The following is a 16,437-nucleotide window of genomic DNA, read 5'->3' as shown; positions in this document are numbered from 1 at the left end:
GGGACGAGGGGATTGTCTCTGGTAGAATCCCTGCGGCCTTTTGTATGACGAAACAGAACAGGTAATGAACGAGAACACGCCTTCTTTTGAACAACAACAGTTTACGCGCGCGAAGCACCGGGTCAGTATCCGGCGGCTGCTCAACCGTGACAAAACCCCGTTAGCCATTCTGGTGGCAGCCGCCGTTGTGGGCACGCTGGCCGGGCTGGTAGGCGTCGCGTTTGAGAAAGCCGTCAATGCGGTGCTCAACTGGCGCATAGGTACCGTCGCCAGCTTCGCGGATCGTGAATGGCTGGTCTGGGTGTGGGCCTTTGGCCTTTCGGCCCTGTTTGCCATGGTGGGCTATTTTCTGGTGCGTAAATTCGCACCTGAAGCAGGCGGCTCGGGGATCCCTGAAATTGAGGGGGCGCTGGAAGAGCTACGCCCGGTTCGCTGGTGGCGCGTGCTTCCTGTGAAATTTATCGGCGGGATGGGAACGCTCGGAGCGGGCATGGTGCTCGGTCGGGAAGGACCAACGGTACAGCTGGGCGGTAACGTCGGGCGCATGGTCGGCGATCTGTTCCGTATGCGCAGCGCCGAAGCGCGCCATACGCTGCTGGCGACGGGGGCGGCGGCCGGGCTGTCTGCCGCGTTTAACGCGCCGCTGGCAGGTATCCTGTTTATCATTGAAGAGATGCGCGCCCAGTTCCGCTACAACCTGATCTCCATTAAAGCGGTGTTTACCGGCGTGATTATGTCGAGCATTGTCTTTCGCGTCTTTAACGGCGAAGGGGCGGTGATTGAAGTTGGCAAGCTAACTAATGCGCCGGTCAATACTTTGTGGCTGTATCTGATTCTTGGGATGATTTTTGGCGTCGTTGGCCCGCTTTTTAACACCCTGATTTTACGGGCGCAGGATATGTTTCAGCGCATCCATGGCGGAAATACCACGAAATGGGTGCTGGTGGGGGGCCTGCTTGGTGGCGTGTGCGGGATCCTCGGTTTTATCGAACCGAATGCGGCGGGCGGCGGTTTCGGTCTGATTCCCATTGCCGCGGCGGGGAATTTCAGCGTAGGCCTGCTGCTGTTTATGTTTATTTCACGCGTCATCACCACGGTATTGTGCTTCTCCTCTGGTGCCCCGGGCGGCATTTTCGCCCCGATGCTGGCGCTGGGGACGCTGCTGGGTACGGCGTTCGGGATGGCGGCGGCGGCAGGCTTCCCGGCCTACCATCTGGATGCGGGGACGTTTGCGGTTGCGGGAATGGGGGCGCTGCTGGCGGCCTCCCTGCGTGCGCCGCTGACCGGGATCGTGCTGGTGCTGGAAATGACCGACAATTACCAGCTCATTTTGCCAATGATCATTACCTGCCTCGGCGCGACACTATTAGCCCAATTCCTGGGTGGAAAACCGCTATACTCCACCATTCTTGCCCGTACCCTGGCGAAACAGGAAGCTGAACAGGCCCTGAAGCAGAATACTTGAATGAATTACCAGGGTATTAGATAATGACAAAAAGAATTGGGTGATTTTTACCCAATAGCAGTCGCAGTATTCATGGGAGCATAAGATGAGTGATGACGTAGCGTTGCCGCTGGAATTTACCGAAGCAGCAGCGAAAAAAGTGAAAACCCTGATTGCCGACGAGGACAATCCGGATCTGAAACTGCGTGTTTATATTACCGGCGGCGGCTGTAGTGGCTTCCAGTATGGTTTTACCTTTGACGACCAGGTTAACGATGGTGATATGACTATCGAGAAACAGGGCGTCGCGCTGGTGGTTGATCCGATGAGCCTGCAATATCTGGTGGGCGGTTCAGTGGACTACACTGAAGGTCTGGAAGGTTCGCGCTTTGTGGTGACTAACCCGAATGCGACCAGCACCTGCGGGTGTGGTTCTTCATTCAGTATTTAACCTGAATGCAAATTGTAGGCCCGGTAAGCGAAGCGCCACCGGGCTTATAAACGATACCTATCTTGAATTTTCATCCAGTGCAAACGTCGGCAGCTTCAGGTGCCAGCGTATCGCCGCTAAACGGATCACCAGCGTTACCACCATCCCCAGCATCGCCGCGTTTTCCAGCGGGACAGCAAAGGTGTAATACGCCGTGGCGTGAACAATCCCCCCGATGATACAGGCCGTCGCGTAGATTTCCGTTCGCAGGATCATCGGGACTTCTCGCGCCAGAATGTCGCGAATAATCCCTCCGCCCACGCCGGTCAACACGCCCATACAGATCGCCACCAGCGGGCCAGTCCCGGCAATAAAGGCTTTATTCACGCCTATTCCCACAAAGACCGCCAGACCGACGGCATCCAGCACTGGCAATATCCATTTTGGTAGTCTGCGAGGCTGACGAACCAGCACGATGGTTAACAGGCAGGTGACCATCGCCACCACCAGATCCGTTGGATCTTTTACCCAGAATACCGGGCCGTTTGCCAGCGCCATATCGCGAATCGTTCCGCCGCCTACCGCCGTAACGACGCCGAGCACCAGTACGCCAAAAGGATCCATGCGTAGTTTTCCGGCAAGCAAAACGCCGGAGATAGCAAAAACGGCTGTGCCAAGAATATCCAGCCAATACACGAGCATCGTTAAATCCTCGAATAGGGTATTTATCTGTTTGAGTGACTCTCTGCCAGTTCGGCGCAGAGTTGTTTTGCGGCGAGGATAATACGCGGGCTGGCGCGTTCAAACCAGTCGCTGTTGAGTGCGATGACCGGAATTTTAAGCTGCCGATGCCAGAATTGTTCTATTTTAGGAATCTCGCTCGCATTTCCGACCACCACAATGGCCTGCGGTTGTCGCGCCAGAACCTGCTCACGACTGACCTGCGGCCAGGGGACCCGGCTTTCGGCAAAGATATTTTCACCTCCACAGATCTCAAGCACCTGGTTCTGGATCGAGCCTTTCCCGGTAGTGAACAGCGGCTGGCTGCCAAATTGCAGAAAAACGCGTTGTTTCGGTTGCGTGCCGTATCGGGTTTTTAGCGCAGCATAGTCGTTGAGCATCTGCTGTGCAGCGTGCTCGGCGCGTTGGGGGGTAGGGCTGAAGGGCGCGAGGTCACGGAGGGTTTGCGCCACCTGTTCGATGCTCACCGCATCTACCCATTTTACCGTTATTCCCAGCGAAGAGAGCTGGTCCACCTGTCGTTCGGCATTACCACCGCGCCAGGCAAGAACTAGATCGGGCTTCAGCGCCACGATGCGTTCCAGGTTCATTCCCTGCCAGGTGGCAACCTGTTCGAGATGGGCGGCCTGCGGTGGATAATCGGAAAAGCTGCTCACCGCAACGGGCGTAATCCCGGCGGCAAACGCCAGTTCCGTATTGGCAGGGGAGAGTGTGATCACCCGCGGCGCGGCGATGAGCCAGGCCGGGGCGAGCAGAAGCAGGGCGACCAGCGCCCTGAATGACACCTTACCCACGCGCCAGTTTCTGCACCAGGGTTTCCACCATCACGGTGGACTGTTTGGCCGCAACGGCCAGGAACTCGTCGAAGCTGATGTGGGACTGCTGGTCCGCCACGTCAGAGATCGCGCGAACAACCACGAACGGCACGCTGAAGTTATGGCACACGTGCGCAATGGCCGTGGCTTCCATTTCAACGGCCACAGCCTGCGGGAAGTTATGACGGATTTTCGCCAGACCAACAGAGCCGTTGATAAAGGCATCGCCGCTGACGATCAGGCCACGCACCGCATTGAGGTTCAGCTCGTTAATGCAGCTTTCAGCGGCGGCAATCAGCTTATCATCCGCTTTAAACCCGGCCGGGCAGCCCGGAAGCTGACCATATTCGTAGCCGAATGCGGTGACATCTGCGTCGTGGTAACGCGCTTCGTCGGAAACCACGATATCGCCCACTTTCAGCGTCGGCGCCAGACCGCCCGCCGAACCTGTATTAATGATAACGTCAGGCTTGCAGCGCTCAAGCAGCAGGGTCGCGCCCAGTGCCGCTGCAACTTTACCGATGCCTGATTTCAGCAGAGCCACGTCAACGCCGTTCAGCTGGCCGGTGTAGATCTCACAGCCACCAAGGGAGAGGGTCTGACGGTTCTCAATTTTGTCACGCAGCAGCGTAACTTCTTCTTCCATTGCACCAATAATGCCGATTTTCATAGATTTACTCGCGATGTGCCTTGTTAAGATGCATAGTCTATCATGCGGTTAAGGGGAAACGCATTCTCACGCGGGGGAGCACATGGCACCAATCGATTTTCGCACCAAAATTAACTGGCACCGACGTTTCCGTTCGCCGCAGGGCGATAAGAGCGAACATGAGATCCTGCGCATTTTTGAAAGCGATCGCGGACGCATCATCAATTCGCCCGCCATCCGCCGGTTACAGCAAAAAACCCAGGTGTTCCCGCTGGAGCGTAACGCCGCGGTGCGTACGCGGTTAACGCACTCCATGGAAGTGCAGCAGGTGGGGCGCTACATTGCAAAAGAGATCCTCAGCCGTCTTAAAGAGCAACGTCTGCTGGAAACCTACGGGCTGGATGAACTGACCGGGCCGTTCGAAAGCATCGTTGAGATGGCCTGCCTGATGCACGATATCGGCAATCCTCCCTTTGGTCATTTCGGCGAGGCCGCCATCAATGACTGGTTTAAACAGCGGCTTTTTCCCTCTGACGCCATAAGCCAGCCGCTCAGCGATGACCGCTGTGTGGTACGCGATTTACGCCTGCGTGAGGGCGAAGATAGCCTGAACGATCTGCGTCGCAAGGTGCGTCAGGATCTGTGTCATTTCGAAGGTAACGCGCAGGGGATCCGTCTGGTGCACTCCCTGATGCGCATGAATCTGACCTGGGCGCAGGTGGGCTGTATTCTCAAATACACGCGTCCCGCGTGGTGGATGGGGGAAACGCCTGCCACCCATAGCTACCTGATGAAAAAACCGGGCTATTACCTGTCGGAAGAAGCGTACATTGAACGGTTGCGTAAAGAACTTTCGCTAACGCCGAATGGCCGTTTTCCATTGACGTGGATTATGGAAGCGGCTGATGACATTTCTTATTGCGTGGCCGATCTGGAAGACGCAGTGGAAAAAAGAATATTCAGCGTCGAGGAGCTGTATCAGCATCTTCACGATGCCTGGGGAGAGCATGAAAAAGGTTCTCTGTTTGCACAGGTCGTCGAGAATGCCTGGGATAAATCGCGTTCAAATTCGCTGAGCCGCAGTACCGAAGATCAGTTCTTTATGTATTTGCGGGTCAATACGCTGAATAAACTGGTGCCGTATGCGGCCGCCCGTTTCATTGATAATTTGCCGATGATATTTAGCGGGGAATTTAATCACGCCCTGCTGGAAGATGAGAGCAGTTTTAGTCAGCTGCTTGAATTATATAAAAACGTGGCTGTTCGCCATGTTTTCAGCCACCCGGATGTCGAACAGCTGGAGCTGCAAGGATACCGGGTTATCAGCGGGTTGCTGGAAATTTATGGCCCGCTGCTCCAGCTGACGGTCGATGAGTTTTGCGAGCTGGTCGAAAATGAACGTGTTCGCCGCCTGCCGATTGAATCTCGTCTCTATCAGAAGCTTTCAACCCGTCACCGGCTGGCATACATTGAGGCCGTCAGTAAAATAGATCGTCATTCTTCCCAATGGCCAGTCATGGAATATTATTATCGCTGTCGTCTTATCCAGGACTATATCAGCGGGATGACAGATTTGTATGCCTGGGATGAATACCGCAAGCTTATGGCCGTTGAATAAGCCATGAGTTTTGTAAAGACGACCAATAAATTTTTACTTTTTCCATAAACTTAATCCCGGAACTAAGCGGTATAAAACGAATCTGAGTTACACAGCAATTTTGCGTTATCTGGTAAATCGAGATTGAGAAACATGAAAAAAACCACATTAGCAATGAGTGCACTGGCTCTGAGTTTAGGTTTAGCGTTGTCCCCTCTGGCGACGGCGGCCGAGACAGCTTCCTCGGCAGCGACTGCGCAGCAGATGCCAAGCCTGGCCCCGATGCTCGAAAAAGTGATGCCATCGGTGGTGAGTATTAACGTTGAGGGCAGCACAACCGTCAATACGCCGCGTATGCCGCGTAATTTCCAGCAGTTCTTCGGTGACAATTCGCCATTCTGCCAGGACGGTTCGCCATTCCAGAGCTCCCCGTTCTGTCAGGGCGGCGCAGGGGATGACGGTCAGGGCGGCGGCCAGCAGCAGAAATTCATGGCACTCGGCTCGGGCGTTATTATTGATGCAGCGAAAGGCTACGTGGTGACCAATAACCACGTGGTAGATAATGCTAACACCATTAAGGTTCAGATGAGCGATGGCCGTAAATTCGATGCCAAAGTGGTCGGTAAAGACCCGCGCTCCGATATCGCACTGATTCAAATTCAGGATCCGAAGAACCTGACGGCGATTAAGCTTGCCGACTCTGACGCGCTGCGCGTGGGTGACTACACTGTCGCCATCGGTAACCCGTTTGGTCTGGGCGAAACCGTGACCTCGGGTATCGTCTCCGCGCTGGGACGTAGCGGCCTGAATGCGGAAAACTATGAAAACTTCATCCAGACGGATGCGGCCATTAACCGCGGTAACTCCGGCGGTGCGCTGGTTAACCTGAACGGTGAACTGATCGGTATCAACACCGCTATCCTGGCACCGGACGGTGGCAACATCGGTATCGGCTTTGCTATCCCGAGCAACATGGTGAAAAACCTGACTGCGCAGATGGTGCAATATGGACAGGTGAAACGTGGTGAGCTGGGTATCATGGGGACCGAGCTGAACTCCGAGCTGGCGAAAGCAATGAAAGTGGACGCTCAGCGCGGCGCATTCGTGAGCCAGGTCATGCCGAACTCTTCAGCGGCGAAAGCCGGCATTAAAGCGGGTGACGTGATCACCTCTCTGAACGGTAAACCGATCAGCAGCTTTGCCGCCCTGCGTGCGGAAGTGGGTTCTATGCCAATCGGCAGTAAAGTGACCCTCGGCCTGCTGCGTGAAGGTAAGCCAGTTAACGTGAGCCTGGAACTGCAACAGAGCAGTCAGAATCAGGTGGATTCCAGCACCATCTTCAGCGGTATTGAAGGTGCTGAGATGAGCAACAAAGGGGCAGATAAAGGCGTGGTGGTGAACAACGTGAAAGCGAACTCACCTGCTGCCCGTATCGGCCTGAAAAAAGGTGATGTGATCATGGGCGCTAACCAGCAGCCGGTGAAAAACATCGCTGAACTGCGCAAAATTCTCGACAGCAAGCCGTCCGTGCTGGCACTGAATATTCAGCGTGGTGATACCTCTATTTATCTCCTGATGCAGTAATCTTCTTAAGCCCCTGTTCGCAGGGGCTTTCTCTTTTCTGTGACCTTTCCCACAACTCCATACATCTCTCTCTGCCTTTGGGCATCTGCACAATGCAGCCTTAGCTGAACTTCCCTATGCTTGAGCTCTGCTCACGGGAGGGTTATATGGCTGGCTGGCATCTTGATACCAAAATGGCGCAGGATATCGTGGCGCGCACCATGCGAATCATCGATACCAATATCAACGTAATGGACGCCCGAGGGCGCATTATCGGCAGCGGCGATCGTGAGCGTATTGGTGAATTGCACGAAGGGGCGTTGCTGGTGCTCTCTCAGGGGCGCGTGGTCGACATTGATGACGCCGTGGCGAAACATCTGCACGGGGTCCGTCAGGGGATCAACCTGCCGCTGCGTCTGGAAGGAGAGATTGTTGGCGTTATCGGTCTGACCGGCGATCCTGAATCGCTGCGTAAATACGGCGAGCTGGTCTGCATGACGGCGGAGATGATGCTGGAGCAGTCGCGTCTGATGCACCTGCTCGCCCAGGACAGCCGCCTGCGTGAAGAGCTGGTGATGAATTTGATCCAGGCGGAGGAGCACACGCCTGCCCTGAGCGAGTGGGCGCAGCGTCTGGGTATCGACCTGAATCAGCCGCGCGTGGTCGCCGTTATTGAGGTGGATAGCGGCCAGCTTGGCGTGGACAGCGCCATGGTGGAGCTACAGCAGCTGCAAAATATGCTGGCGACGCCGGAGCGTAACAACCTGGTGGCAATCGTCTCTTTGACGGAAATGGTGGTGCTCAAGCCTGCGCTTAATCAGTTTGGCCGCTGGGACGCGGAAGATCATCGTCGCCGCGTTGAGCTGCTCATCGAGCGCATGAAGGAGAACGGACAGCTCCGTTTTCGCGTCGCGCTGGGAAATTACTTTACCGGGCCGGGAAGTATCGCCCGTTCATGGCGAACGGCGCGCACTACCATGATGGTGGGTAAACAGCGCATGCCGGAGAGCCGCAGTTATTTCTATCAGGATCTGATGCTGCCGGTCCTGCTCGACAGCCTGCGCGGTGGCTGGCAGGCCAACGAGCTGGCGCGCCCGCTGGTGCGTCTGAAAGCGATGGACAACAACGGGCTGCTGCGCCGCACGTTGCAGGCGTGGTTCCGGCATAACGTGCAGCCGCTGGCAACGTCAAAAGCGCTGTTTATTCACCGTAATACGCTGGAGTATAGGTTAAACCGGATCTCGGAACTGACGGGGCTGGATTTAGGGAATTTTGACGACCGGCTACTGCTGTATGTGGCGTTGCAGCTGGATGAACAAAGATGATGCTGTTTGCCGGGTGGCGGCTTCGCCTTACCCGGCCTACATGCGTTCGTAGGCCCGGTAAGCGAAGCGCCACCGGGCAATAAAACGGCTCATTTGTTACGCGTCAATTTCTCAAGATCAGCTTCAATTTCGCTGATCTTATGGGTAACAACACTTTCCAGGTGACGCAGGTCGTCAAGGATCTTACGTTTCAGATCGACTTCGCTGCGATCGCGCTGGCAGATTTGATCGAGTTCGTCGATAACGTAGCGCAGGTTAGGGCTGATTTCCTGTACTTCTTTATATCCCTGACCGATACCGTCAGCGACAACGGTCTTACGCTGGCGTGGGTATTTAAATTTCACGCTTTTGGCGAAGAACTCTCCTTTGTCCTTGTGAAAATAGATTTTCAAAATATCGTTATTGGCTTCCTGGCGGAGACTATAACGATCAATTTCATCAGGATTGGTAATGCCCAGACTTTTCAGATTATCGTACATAGCGGTACCCTTGATCTCAACATAACCTATGAATAATTAACGAAAAAATCTATTTTCGCCACCTTCGGATATAAAAAAAGCGGGGTTGCCCCCGCTTTTTGTTATACCCGATTAATCGATGGTGCGCAGCAGTTCATTGATGCCCACTTTACCGCGCGTTTTCGCATCCACTTTTTTCACGATGACCGCGCAGTACAGGCTGTATTTGCCATCTTTAGACGGCAGGTTGCCGGAAACCACAACGGAACCGGCTGGAACGCGGCCGTAGTGAATTTCACCGGTTTCGCGATCGTAAATACGGGTGCTCTGGCCAATGTACACGCCCATGGAGATCACAGAACCTTCTTCGACGATCACGCCTTCAACCACTTCGGAACGTGCGCCGATGAAGCAGTTGTCTTCGATGATGGTTGGGTTTGCCTGAAGTGGCTCCAGAACGCCACCAATGCCGACGCCGCCGGACAGGTGAACATTTTTACCGATCTGCGCGCAGGAGCCGACGGTAGCCCAGGTGTCCACCATGGTGCCTTCGTCAACGTAGGCGCCGATGTTCACGTAGGATGGCATCAGCACGGTGTTGCGTGCGATGTATGCACCCTGACGAACGGCTGCCGGTGGTACTACGCGGAAGCCCTCTTTCTGGAAGCGCGCTTCGTCGTAGTCAGCGAACTTCATTGGCACTTTATCGAAGTAGCGGCTTTCTGCTCCGTCGATAACCTGGTTATCGTTGATACGGAAAGAGAGCAGCACAGCTTTCTTCAGCCATTGATGAGTAACCCACTGACCGTCGATTTTTTCTGCCACGCGCAGCGCGCCGGAATCCAGCAGGGAAATAACCTGGTTTACCGCTTCACGGGTCACGGTATCCACATTTGCCGGAGTGATGTCGGCGCGACGCTCAAAAGCGGACTCAATAACGTTCTGTAACTGCTGCATTGTTTACTCTTTCCATTTCACTAAAAAACACGTCACCCTTTATCGTTTGGATTGAGGGCTGCTGTCAACCGTTGTTGCACTTCAAGTTGCAGGTCATTATTAAGGGCACGCCGGTCGGCCGTCGCGATTATAAATAAATCTTCTACTCGTTCGCCAATGGTTGTAATTCGGGCGCCGTGAAGCGAAATTCCCAGATCGGCAAAAACCTGGCCGACGCGGGCGAGCAGCCCTGGCTGGTCGAGCGCAATCAGCTCAAGGAACGATTTACGGTCGGTATGGGTCGGCAGGAAATTGACCTCGGTATCGACGGTAAAGTGGCGCAGTTTTGCTGGCTGACGTCGCGGCTGCGGAGGTTGCCAGCTGCGCTGCGTAATCGCCTGCTCGAGGCCAAAGCGTATCCCCTCATGCCTGTCCGACGACAGCGGGCTGCCGTCCGGCTCCAGTACAATAAAGGTGTCCATCGCCATGCCGTCGCGGGTGGTAAAAATCTGCGCGTCGTGAACGCTCAGGTTACGCCTGTCCAGTTCGGCGCAGACCGCCGCAAACAAATAAGGCCGGTCCGGGCTCCAGATAAAGATCTCCGTCCCGCCACGCGTGGCCTGCGGGCTGAGCAGAATCATTGGTTTCGTCAGGTCGTGCTTCAGCAGATGCCGGGCGTGCCAGGCAAGCTGGTTTGGGCTGTGGCGCACAAAGTAGTTGGCGCGACAGCGCGCCCAAATCTGATGTAGTGCCTCTTCGTTAATGTTATCCATGCGCAACAGGGCAAGCGCCTGCAACTGGTGGTGGCGCACGCGCTCGCGCATATCCGGGGTGTTCTGCATCCCGCGACGCAGCTGTTTTTCGGTGGCGAAGTACAGTTCGCGCAGCAGGCTCTGCTTCCAGCTGTTCCACAGGGTTTCGTTGGTAGCGCAGATATCGGCTACCGTCAGGCAGACCAGGTAGCGCAGGCGGTTCTCCGTTTGCACTTCCTCGGCGAACTGCTTGATCACTTCCGGATCCTGAATATCACGACGCTGAGCGGTAACCGACATCAGCAGATGATGGCGAACCAGCCAGGCAATAAGCTGCGTCTCACGTGAGTTCAGGCCGTGCAGCTCGGCAAATTTCAGCACGTCCTGGGCACCGAGTACGGAGTGGTCGCCGCCGCGACCTTTGGCGATATCATGGAACAGGGCGGCGATCAGGATCAGTTCCGGGTGAGAGAGGCGCGGCCACAAATCAACGCACAGCGGATGGCGGGATCGCGTCTCTTCTCTGGCAAAACTTTCCAGCTTCAGCATGACGCGGATCGTGTGCTCATCCACCGTATAGGCGTGAAACAGGTCGAACTGCATCTGCCCGACAATATGCGACCACTGTGGCATATAGGCCCACAATACACTGTGTCGGTGCATCGGCAGCAGACCGCGGCTGACGGCGCCCGGATGACGAAGCATGCTCAGGAATAGCGAGCGCGCCTCCGGGATGTAACACAGCGGCTGCTTCAGATGACGCCGCGCATGGCGTAAATGGCGAAGGGTAGTGGAGTAGATCCCGGTGATCGTGCTGTTGCGCACCATGGTATAGAACATTCGCAGGATCGCTTCCGGTTCGCGGATGAACAGCGTTTCGTCGCGAAGATCGATCAGCGTGCCGCGCAGCTGAAATTCGTCATCAATCGGACGCGGTTTTTCGTCTGCCGTCAGCGCGAGGATCGCCTCATCGAACAGCTGTAGCAGCATCTGGTTCAGCTCAGAGACGCGGCGAGTGACGCGGAAGAAATCCTTCATCATTTGCTCGACCGGCTCGTTGCCCTCGCCCTGGTAATTCAGGCGCTGCGCCACGCTAAGCTGCCGGTCAAACAGCAGGCGGTTATCGTAGCGGGTGACCTCCAGGTGCAGCGCAAAACGGATGCGCCAGAGCAGATGCAGGCACTCGTTGAGTTCGTTACGTTCGGCTTCGGTCAGAAAACCAAAACCGACCATTTCGTCCAGCGAGGTGGCCCCAAAATGGCGACGGGCGACCCATTGCAGCGTGTGGATATCGCGCAGGCCACCGGGGCTGCTTTTAATATCCGGTTCGAGATTATAGCTGGTGCCGTGATAGCGCTGGTGGCGCTGGTTTTGTTCTTCGACTTTCGCGGCGAAGAATTTTTCTGAAGGCCAGAAGCCGTCGCTAAAGATGTGCTTTTGCAGTTCGAGGAACAGCGCCACGTCGCCAATCAGCAGGCGGGTTTCAATTAAATTGGTGGCGACGGTCAGGTCAGATAACCCTTCCAGCAGACACTCTTCCAGCGTGCGCACGCTGTGACCCACTTCCAGCTTCACGTCCCAGAGCAGGGTCAACAGCTCACCGATTTTCTGCGCCCGATCGTCCGGCAGTTTTTTACGGCTTAAGATTAGCAGGTCGATATCAGAGAGCGGATGCAGTTCACCCCGGCCATATCCGCCGACAGCAACCAGCGCGACGTCGCTCACCTGCCCGAAACCGTAGTCGATCCACAGACGTTGCAGGAGCTGGTCGATAAATTCGGTGCGCGCTTCAATGAGCTGTTCGGCTGAGACGCCTGCATCAAATGCGCTACCCAGCCAGCGATGGAAAACCGCCATATGGGATTTGATATGTGCGCAGGTCAGCTCATGCGGTGGCCAGACGCCCGGGTTATCAGGCTGGTCGGGGAGGGTGGGAAGTGCTGTATTAGCATACTGTTCGGGTAAGAGATTACTCATCGTGCGCCACCCATAAGAAAAAGCTATCGCCATTAAAAAAGCCGGCATTCGCCGGCTTCTTATCACTCAATGTTCGTCAGTATCGCCGGGATGGTGTCATCCTTGCGCAACGTCATAATTTCGCAGCCGTTGTCTGTAACCACAATAGTATGCTCGTACTGGGCAGACAAGCTTCTGTCTTTGGTTTTTACCGTCCAGCCATCTTTCATGGTACGGATGCGGTAATCGCCCGCGTTGACCATTGGCTCAATAGTGAAGGTCATGCCTTTTTGCAGCACTACGCCACCGTCGTCTGCATCATAGTGCAGAACTTGCGGTTCTTCATGGAACACACGACCAATACCGTGACCGCAATATTCACGCACCACGGAGAAACCTTCCGCTTCCACAAACTTCTGGATTGCGGCGCCGATGGTGCGCAGGCGGATGCCTGGCTTCACCATTTTCAGCGCCAGGTAGAGGCTGTCCTGGGTGACTTTACACAGGCGCTCGCCCAGAATCGTTGGCTTGCCAACGATGAACATCTTAGAGGTGTCACCGTGGTAGTCGTCTTTAATGACGGTCACGTCGATGTTGACGATATCGCCATCTTTCAGCAGCTTCTCGTCATCCGGAATGCCGTGGCAAACCACTTCATTAATAGAGATGCAGACGGATTTTGGAAAACCGTGATAGCCAAGGCAGGCGGAGACCGCGTGCTGCTCGTTGACGATATAGTCGTTACAGATGCGATCCAGTTCGCCGGTGCTGACGCCCGGTTTCACAAACGGTTCGATCATTTCCAGCACGTCAGCGGCCAGACGACCGGCGACGCGCATCTTTTCAATTTCTTCAGGTGTCTTAATAGAGATAGCCATGTAATCTGTCCATCGGTGTCGATTTTTTCGACAATACTAGTGTAAGTGTTGTCAATGGTATCAGTCAGGCGCACCCCGTGCCAAATTGAGAATCATTAACAGCACACTCCGCCAACAATTATTGGTTTCTGGCCGTGTTTTGTGATATAAAGCGCGCCGGACTTCCGATCCATCTCAGATACACAGGCTGGACGGGAGCGACAAATCTCACTTTGTGTAACAACACACACGTATCGGCACATATTCCGGGGTGCCCTTCGGGGTCGGTAATATGGGATACGTGGAGGCATAACCCCAACTTTCAATATAGAGGTTTTAAACATGGCAACTGTTTCCATGCGCGACATGCTCAAGGCTGGTGTTCACTTCGGTCACCAGACCCGTTACTGGAACCCGAAAATGAAGCCTTTCATCTTCGGCGCACGTAACAAAGTTCACATCATCAACCTTGAGAAGACTGTACCAATGTTCAACGAAGCCCTGGCTGAGCTGAGCAAGATCTCTTCCCGTAAAGGTAAGATTCTTTTCGTTGGTACTAAGCGCGCTGCAAGCGAAGCTGTGAAAGATGCTGCTAACAGCTGCGACCAGTTCTTCGTGAACCATCGCTGGTTGGGCGGCATGCTGACCAACTGGAAAACTGTTCGTCAGTCCATCAAGCGCCTGAAAGATCTGGAAACCCAGTCTCAGGACGGTACTTTCGATAAGCTGACTAAGAAAGAAGCGCTGATGCGCACTCGTGAACTGGACAAGCTGGAAAACAGCCTGGGCGGTATCAAAGATATGGGCGGCCTGCCAGACGCGCTGTTCGTAATCGATGCAGACCACGAGCACATCGCAATCAAAGAAGCTAACAACCTGGGTATCCCGGTATTCGCTATCGTTGATACCAACTCCGATCCGGACGGTGTTGACTTCGTTATCCCGGGTAACGACGACGCAATCCGTGCTGTTAGCCTGTACCTGAGCGCTGTAGCTGCTACCGTTCGTGAAGGCCGTTCCCAGGATCTGGCTTCTCAGGCGGAAGAAAGCTTCGTAGAAGCTGAATAATAAGGTTTTACCCCTTATTAGTACCGTGTATGAATAGGGGCCCATTATCGGCCCCTTTTTTCAATTTATACTGTTTGGCTCCCGGCCGGGCAGTTCACATCTCCCGAGGATTTAAGAATGGCTGAAATTACCGCATCCCTGGTAAAAGAGCTGCGTGAGCGTACTGGCGCAGGCATGATGGATTGCAAAAAAGCGCTGACCGAAGCGAACGGCGACATCGAGCTGGCAATCGAAAACATGCGTAAATCCGGTGCGATCAAAGCAGCTAAGAAAGCAGGCAACGTTGCTGCTGACGGCGTGATCATCACCAAAATCGACGGCAACTACGGCATCATTCTGGAAGTTAACTGCCAGACTGACTTCGTTGCTAAAGATGCTGGTTTCCAGGCATTTGCTAACAAAGTTCTGGACGCAGCGGTTGCAGGCAAAATCACTGACGTTGAAGTGCTGAAAGCACAGTTCGAAGAAGAGCGTGTTGCGCTGGTTGCTAAAATCGGTGAGAACATCAACATCCGTCGCGTTTCTTCCCTGGAAGGCGATGTTCTGGGCTCTTACCAGCACGGCGCGCGTATCGGTGTTCTGGTTGCGGCTAAAGGCGCTGACGAAGAGCTGGTTAAACAGCTGGCAATGCACATCGCTGCAAGCAAACCAGAATTCGTTAAGCCAGAAGACGTGTCTGCTGAAGTGGTAGAGAAAGAGTACCAGGTTCAGCTGGACATCGCGATGCAGTCTGGTAAGCCAAAAGAAATCGCAGAGAAAATGGTTGAAGGCCGCATGAAGAAATTCACCGGCGAAGTTTCTCTGACTGGCCAGCCTTTCGTAATGGATCCAAGCAAGTCTGTTGCTCAGCTGCTGAAAGAGCACAACGCTGACGTGACTGGCTTCATCCGCTTCGAAGTGGGCGAAGGCATCGAGAAAGTTGAGACTGACTTCGCAGCAGAAGTTGCTGCCATGTCCAAGCAGTCTTAATGATTGAAAAGGAGCCGCCTGAGGGCGGCTTCTTTTTGTCACCCGTCTCACGAAATCAGACAGGCTCCAGTATCGCTGTGCTGATTTGCGACATATCATGTCGCCAGAATTAACCCCATCTTAATCGTTGACAGTCTCAGGAAAGAAACATGGCTACCAATGCAAAACCCGTGTACAAACGCATTCTGCTTAAGCTGAGTGGCGAAGCGCTGCAAGGATCGGAAGGCTTCGGTATTGACGCAAGCATCCTTGATCGCATGGCACAGGAAATCAAAGAACTGGTCGAACTGGGTATTCAGGTTGGCGTGGTCATTGGCGGTGGCAACCTTTTCCGTGGTGCTGGTCTGGCGAAAGCGGGGATGAACCGCGTAGTGGGCGACCACATGGGGATGCTGGCAACCGTGATGAATGGCCTGGCGATGCGTGATGCGCTTCATCGCGCCTATGTGAACGCTCGCCTGATGTCCGCTATTCCTTTGAATGGCGTATGCGATAACTACAGCTGGGCAGAGGCTATCAGCCTGCTGCGCAACAACCGCGTGGTGATCCTCTCCGCCGGTACGGGTAACCCGTTCTTTACCACCGATTCCGCAGCCTGCCTGCGCGGTATCGAAATCGAAGCCGATGTGGTGCTGAAAGCGACCAAAGTAGATGGCGTGTTTACTGCCGACCCGGCAAAAGATCCTTCCGCGACCATGTACGATCAGCTGAGCTACAGCGAAGTGCTGGATAAAGAGCTGAAAGTGATGGATCTTGCCGCCTTCACGCTGGCTCGCGACCATAAACTGCCGATCCGTGTTTTCAACATGAACAAGCCTGGCGCGCTGCGTCGCGTCGTGATGGGCGAAAAAGAAGGCACTTTGATCACGGAATAATT

General features: G+C 54.6%; 15 protein-coding genes. 8 read left to right on the top strand and 7 right to left on the bottom strand.

What is annotated here, in order from left to right:
• The first annotated feature begins 64 nt into the window (after positions 1-64).
• Positions 65-1,465 carry a H(+)/Cl(-) exchange transporter ClcA gene (clcA, locus tag CKK19_RS15760; protein ID WP_022647097.1) on the top strand — a complete coding sequence of 467 codons (1,401 nt, stop codon included), beginning with the start codon at positions 65-67 and terminating at the stop codon, positions 1,463-1,465.
• A gap of 85 nt (positions 1,466-1,550) precedes the next feature.
• The gene (gene erpA, locus CKK19_RS15755) at positions 1,551-1,895 is read left to right on the top strand and encodes an iron-sulfur cluster insertion protein ErpA (RefSeq protein ID WP_003856230.1); all 345 of its coding nucleotides are present in this window, start codon (positions 1,551-1,553) and stop codon (positions 1,893-1,895) included.
• 57 nt (positions 1,896-1,952) lie between these two features.
• Here the strand turns inward: erpA and CKK19_RS15750 are convergent, their stop codons facing one another.
• From CKK19_RS15750 to mtnN, 3 genes are read right to left on the bottom strand one after another with little or no spacing between them, the layout of a single operon-like run.
• The gene (locus tag CKK19_RS15750; RefSeq protein WP_003856227.1) at positions 1,953-2,576 is read right to left on the bottom strand and encodes a TRIC cation channel family protein; all 624 of its coding nucleotides are present in this window, start codon (positions 2,574-2,576) and stop codon (positions 1,953-1,955) included.
• 23 nt (positions 2,577-2,599) lie between these two features.
• The gene (btuF, locus tag CKK19_RS15745; RefSeq protein WP_023305464.1) at positions 2,600-3,409 is read right to left on the bottom strand and encodes a vitamin B12 ABC transporter substrate-binding protein BtuF; all 810 of its coding nucleotides are present in this window, start codon (positions 3,407-3,409) and stop codon (positions 2,600-2,602) included.
• Positions 3,402-4,100, bottom strand: a complete 699-nt coding sequence (gene mtnN, locus CKK19_RS15740; RefSeq protein ID WP_003856223.1) for a 5'-methylthioadenosine/S-adenosylhomocysteine nucleosidase — start codon at positions 4,098-4,100, stop codon at positions 3,402-3,404. Before mtnN ends, btuF begins: the two co-directional genes overlap by 8 nt.
• Positions 4,101-4,182: 82 nt before the next feature.
• On the opposite strand from mtnN, the gene dgt reads away from it, so the two are divergent.
• The 3 genes from dgt (at position 4,183) to CKK19_RS15725 (ending at position 8,564) form a co-directional block, all read left to right on the top strand.
• Entirely contained in the window at positions 4,183-5,697 is a 1,515-nt protein-coding gene (dgt, locus tag CKK19_RS15735; protein ID WP_023299363.1) for a dGTPase, read from the top strand.
• A gap of 132 nt (positions 5,698-5,829) precedes the next feature.
• Entirely contained in the window at positions 5,830-7,260 is a 1,431-nt protein-coding gene (degP, locus tag CKK19_RS15730) for a serine endoprotease DegP (protein WP_023299364.1), read from the top strand.
• 146 nt (positions 7,261-7,406) lie between these two features.
• Entirely contained in the window at positions 7,407-8,564 is a 1,158-nt protein-coding gene (locus CKK19_RS15725; RefSeq protein ID WP_003856217.1) for a CdaR family transcriptional regulator, read from the top strand.
• A gap of 89 nt (positions 8,565-8,653) precedes the next feature.
• Here the strand turns inward: CKK19_RS15725 and CKK19_RS15720 are convergent, their stop codons facing one another.
• The 4 genes from CKK19_RS15720 to map form a co-directional block, all read right to left on the bottom strand.
• Positions 8,654-9,043 (bottom strand): DUF3461 family protein, encoded by a 390-nt coding sequence (locus CKK19_RS15720; protein WP_022647102.1) that lies wholly within the window; start codon positions 9,041-9,043, stop codon positions 8,654-8,656.
• Positions 9,044-9,154: 111 nt separating this feature from the next.
• A complete protein-coding gene (dapD, locus tag CKK19_RS15715; RefSeq protein WP_023299365.1) occupies positions 9,155-9,979 on the bottom strand; it encodes a 2,3,4,5-tetrahydropyridine-2,6-dicarboxylate N-succinyltransferase in 825 nt (274 codons plus the stop codon).
• A 32-nt stretch (positions 9,980-10,011) separates the two neighbouring features.
• Positions 10,012-12,687, bottom strand: a complete 2,676-nt coding sequence (gene glnD / locus CKK19_RS15710; RefSeq protein ID WP_032676702.1) for a bifunctional uridylyltransferase/uridylyl-removing protein GlnD — start codon at positions 12,685-12,687, stop codon at positions 10,012-10,014.
• Positions 12,688-12,749: 62 nt separating this feature from the next.
• Positions 12,750-13,544 (bottom strand): type I methionyl aminopeptidase, encoded by a 795-nt coding sequence (gene map, locus CKK19_RS15705; protein WP_022647104.1) that lies wholly within the window; start codon positions 13,542-13,544, stop codon positions 12,750-12,752.
• 321 nt (positions 13,545-13,865) lie between these two features.
• Between map and rpsB the strand changes: the two genes are divergently transcribed.
• From rpsB to pyrH, 3 genes are all read left to right on the top strand, one after another.
• Positions 13,866-14,591: a 30S ribosomal protein S2 gene (gene rpsB / locus CKK19_RS15700; protein WP_022647105.1), complete on the top strand. Its 726-nt coding sequence runs from the start codon at positions 13,866-13,868 to the stop codon at positions 14,589-14,591.
• A 117-nt stretch (positions 14,592-14,708) separates the two neighbouring features.
• Positions 14,709-15,560 carry a translation elongation factor Ts gene (tsf, locus tag CKK19_RS15695; RefSeq protein WP_015572722.1) on the top strand — a complete coding sequence of 284 codons (852 nt, stop codon included), beginning with the start codon at positions 14,709-14,711 and terminating at the stop codon, positions 15,558-15,560.
• A gap of 149 nt (positions 15,561-15,709) precedes the next feature.
• A complete protein-coding gene (gene pyrH, locus CKK19_RS15690; RefSeq protein ID WP_008501910.1) occupies positions 15,710-16,435 on the top strand; it encodes a UMP kinase in 726 nt (241 codons plus the stop codon).
• The last annotated feature ends 2 nt before the right edge of the window (positions 16,436-16,437 follow it).

It is taken from the genome of Enterobacter sp. CCUG 70166 (assembly GCF_020224095.1).
Taxonomy (GTDB): Bacteria; Pseudomonadota; Gammaproteobacteria; order Enterobacterales; family Enterobacteriaceae; genus Enterobacter; species Enterobacter intestinihominis.
The sequence above is the reverse complement of the archived record's forward strand: the minus strand, read 5'-3'. Positions and strand labels throughout refer to the sequence as shown.

Coding starts and splice junctions, on each gene's coding strand:
- clcA (WP_022647097.1), top strand. CDS start 65: ATGAACGAGAACACGCCTTCTTTTGAACAACAACAGTTTACGCGCGCG.
- erpA (WP_003856230.1), top strand. CDS start 1,551: ATGAGTGATGACGTAGCGTTGCCGCTGGAATTTACCGAAGCAGCAGCG.
- CKK19_RS15750 (WP_003856227.1), bottom strand. CDS start 2,576: ATGCTCGTGTATTGGCTGGATATTCTTGGCACAGCCGTTTTTGCTATC.
- mtnN (WP_003856223.1), bottom strand. CDS start 4,100: ATGAAAATCGGCATTATTGGTGCAATGGAAGAAGAAGTTACGCTGCTG.
- dgt (WP_023299363.1), top strand. CDS start 4,183: ATGGCACCAATCGATTTTCGCACCAAAATTAACTGGCACCGACGTTTC.
- degP (WP_023299364.1), top strand. CDS start 5,830: ATGAAAAAAACCACATTAGCAATGAGTGCACTGGCTCTGAGTTTAGGT.
- CKK19_RS15725 (WP_003856217.1), top strand. CDS start 7,407: ATGGCTGGCTGGCATCTTGATACCAAAATGGCGCAGGATATCGTGGCG.
- CKK19_RS15720 (WP_022647102.1), bottom strand. CDS start 9,043: ATGTACGATAATCTGAAAAGTCTGGGCATTACCAATCCTGATGAAATT.
- dapD (WP_023299365.1), bottom strand. CDS start 9,979: ATGCAGCAGTTACAGAACGTTATTGAGTCCGCTTTTGAGCGTCGCGCC.
- glnD (WP_032676702.1), bottom strand. CDS start 12,687: ATGAGTAATCTCTTACCCGAACAGTATGCTAATACAGCACTTCCCACC.
- map (WP_022647104.1), bottom strand. CDS start 13,544: ATGGCTATCTCTATTAAGACACCTGAAGAAATTGAAAAGATGCGCGTC.
- rpsB (WP_022647105.1), top strand. CDS start 13,866: ATGGCAACTGTTTCCATGCGCGACATGCTCAAGGCTGGTGTTCACTTC.
- tsf (WP_015572722.1), top strand. CDS start 14,709: ATGGCTGAAATTACCGCATCCCTGGTAAAAGAGCTGCGTGAGCGTACT.
- pyrH (WP_008501910.1), top strand. CDS start 15,710: ATGGCTACCAATGCAAAACCCGTGTACAAACGCATTCTGCTTAAGCTG.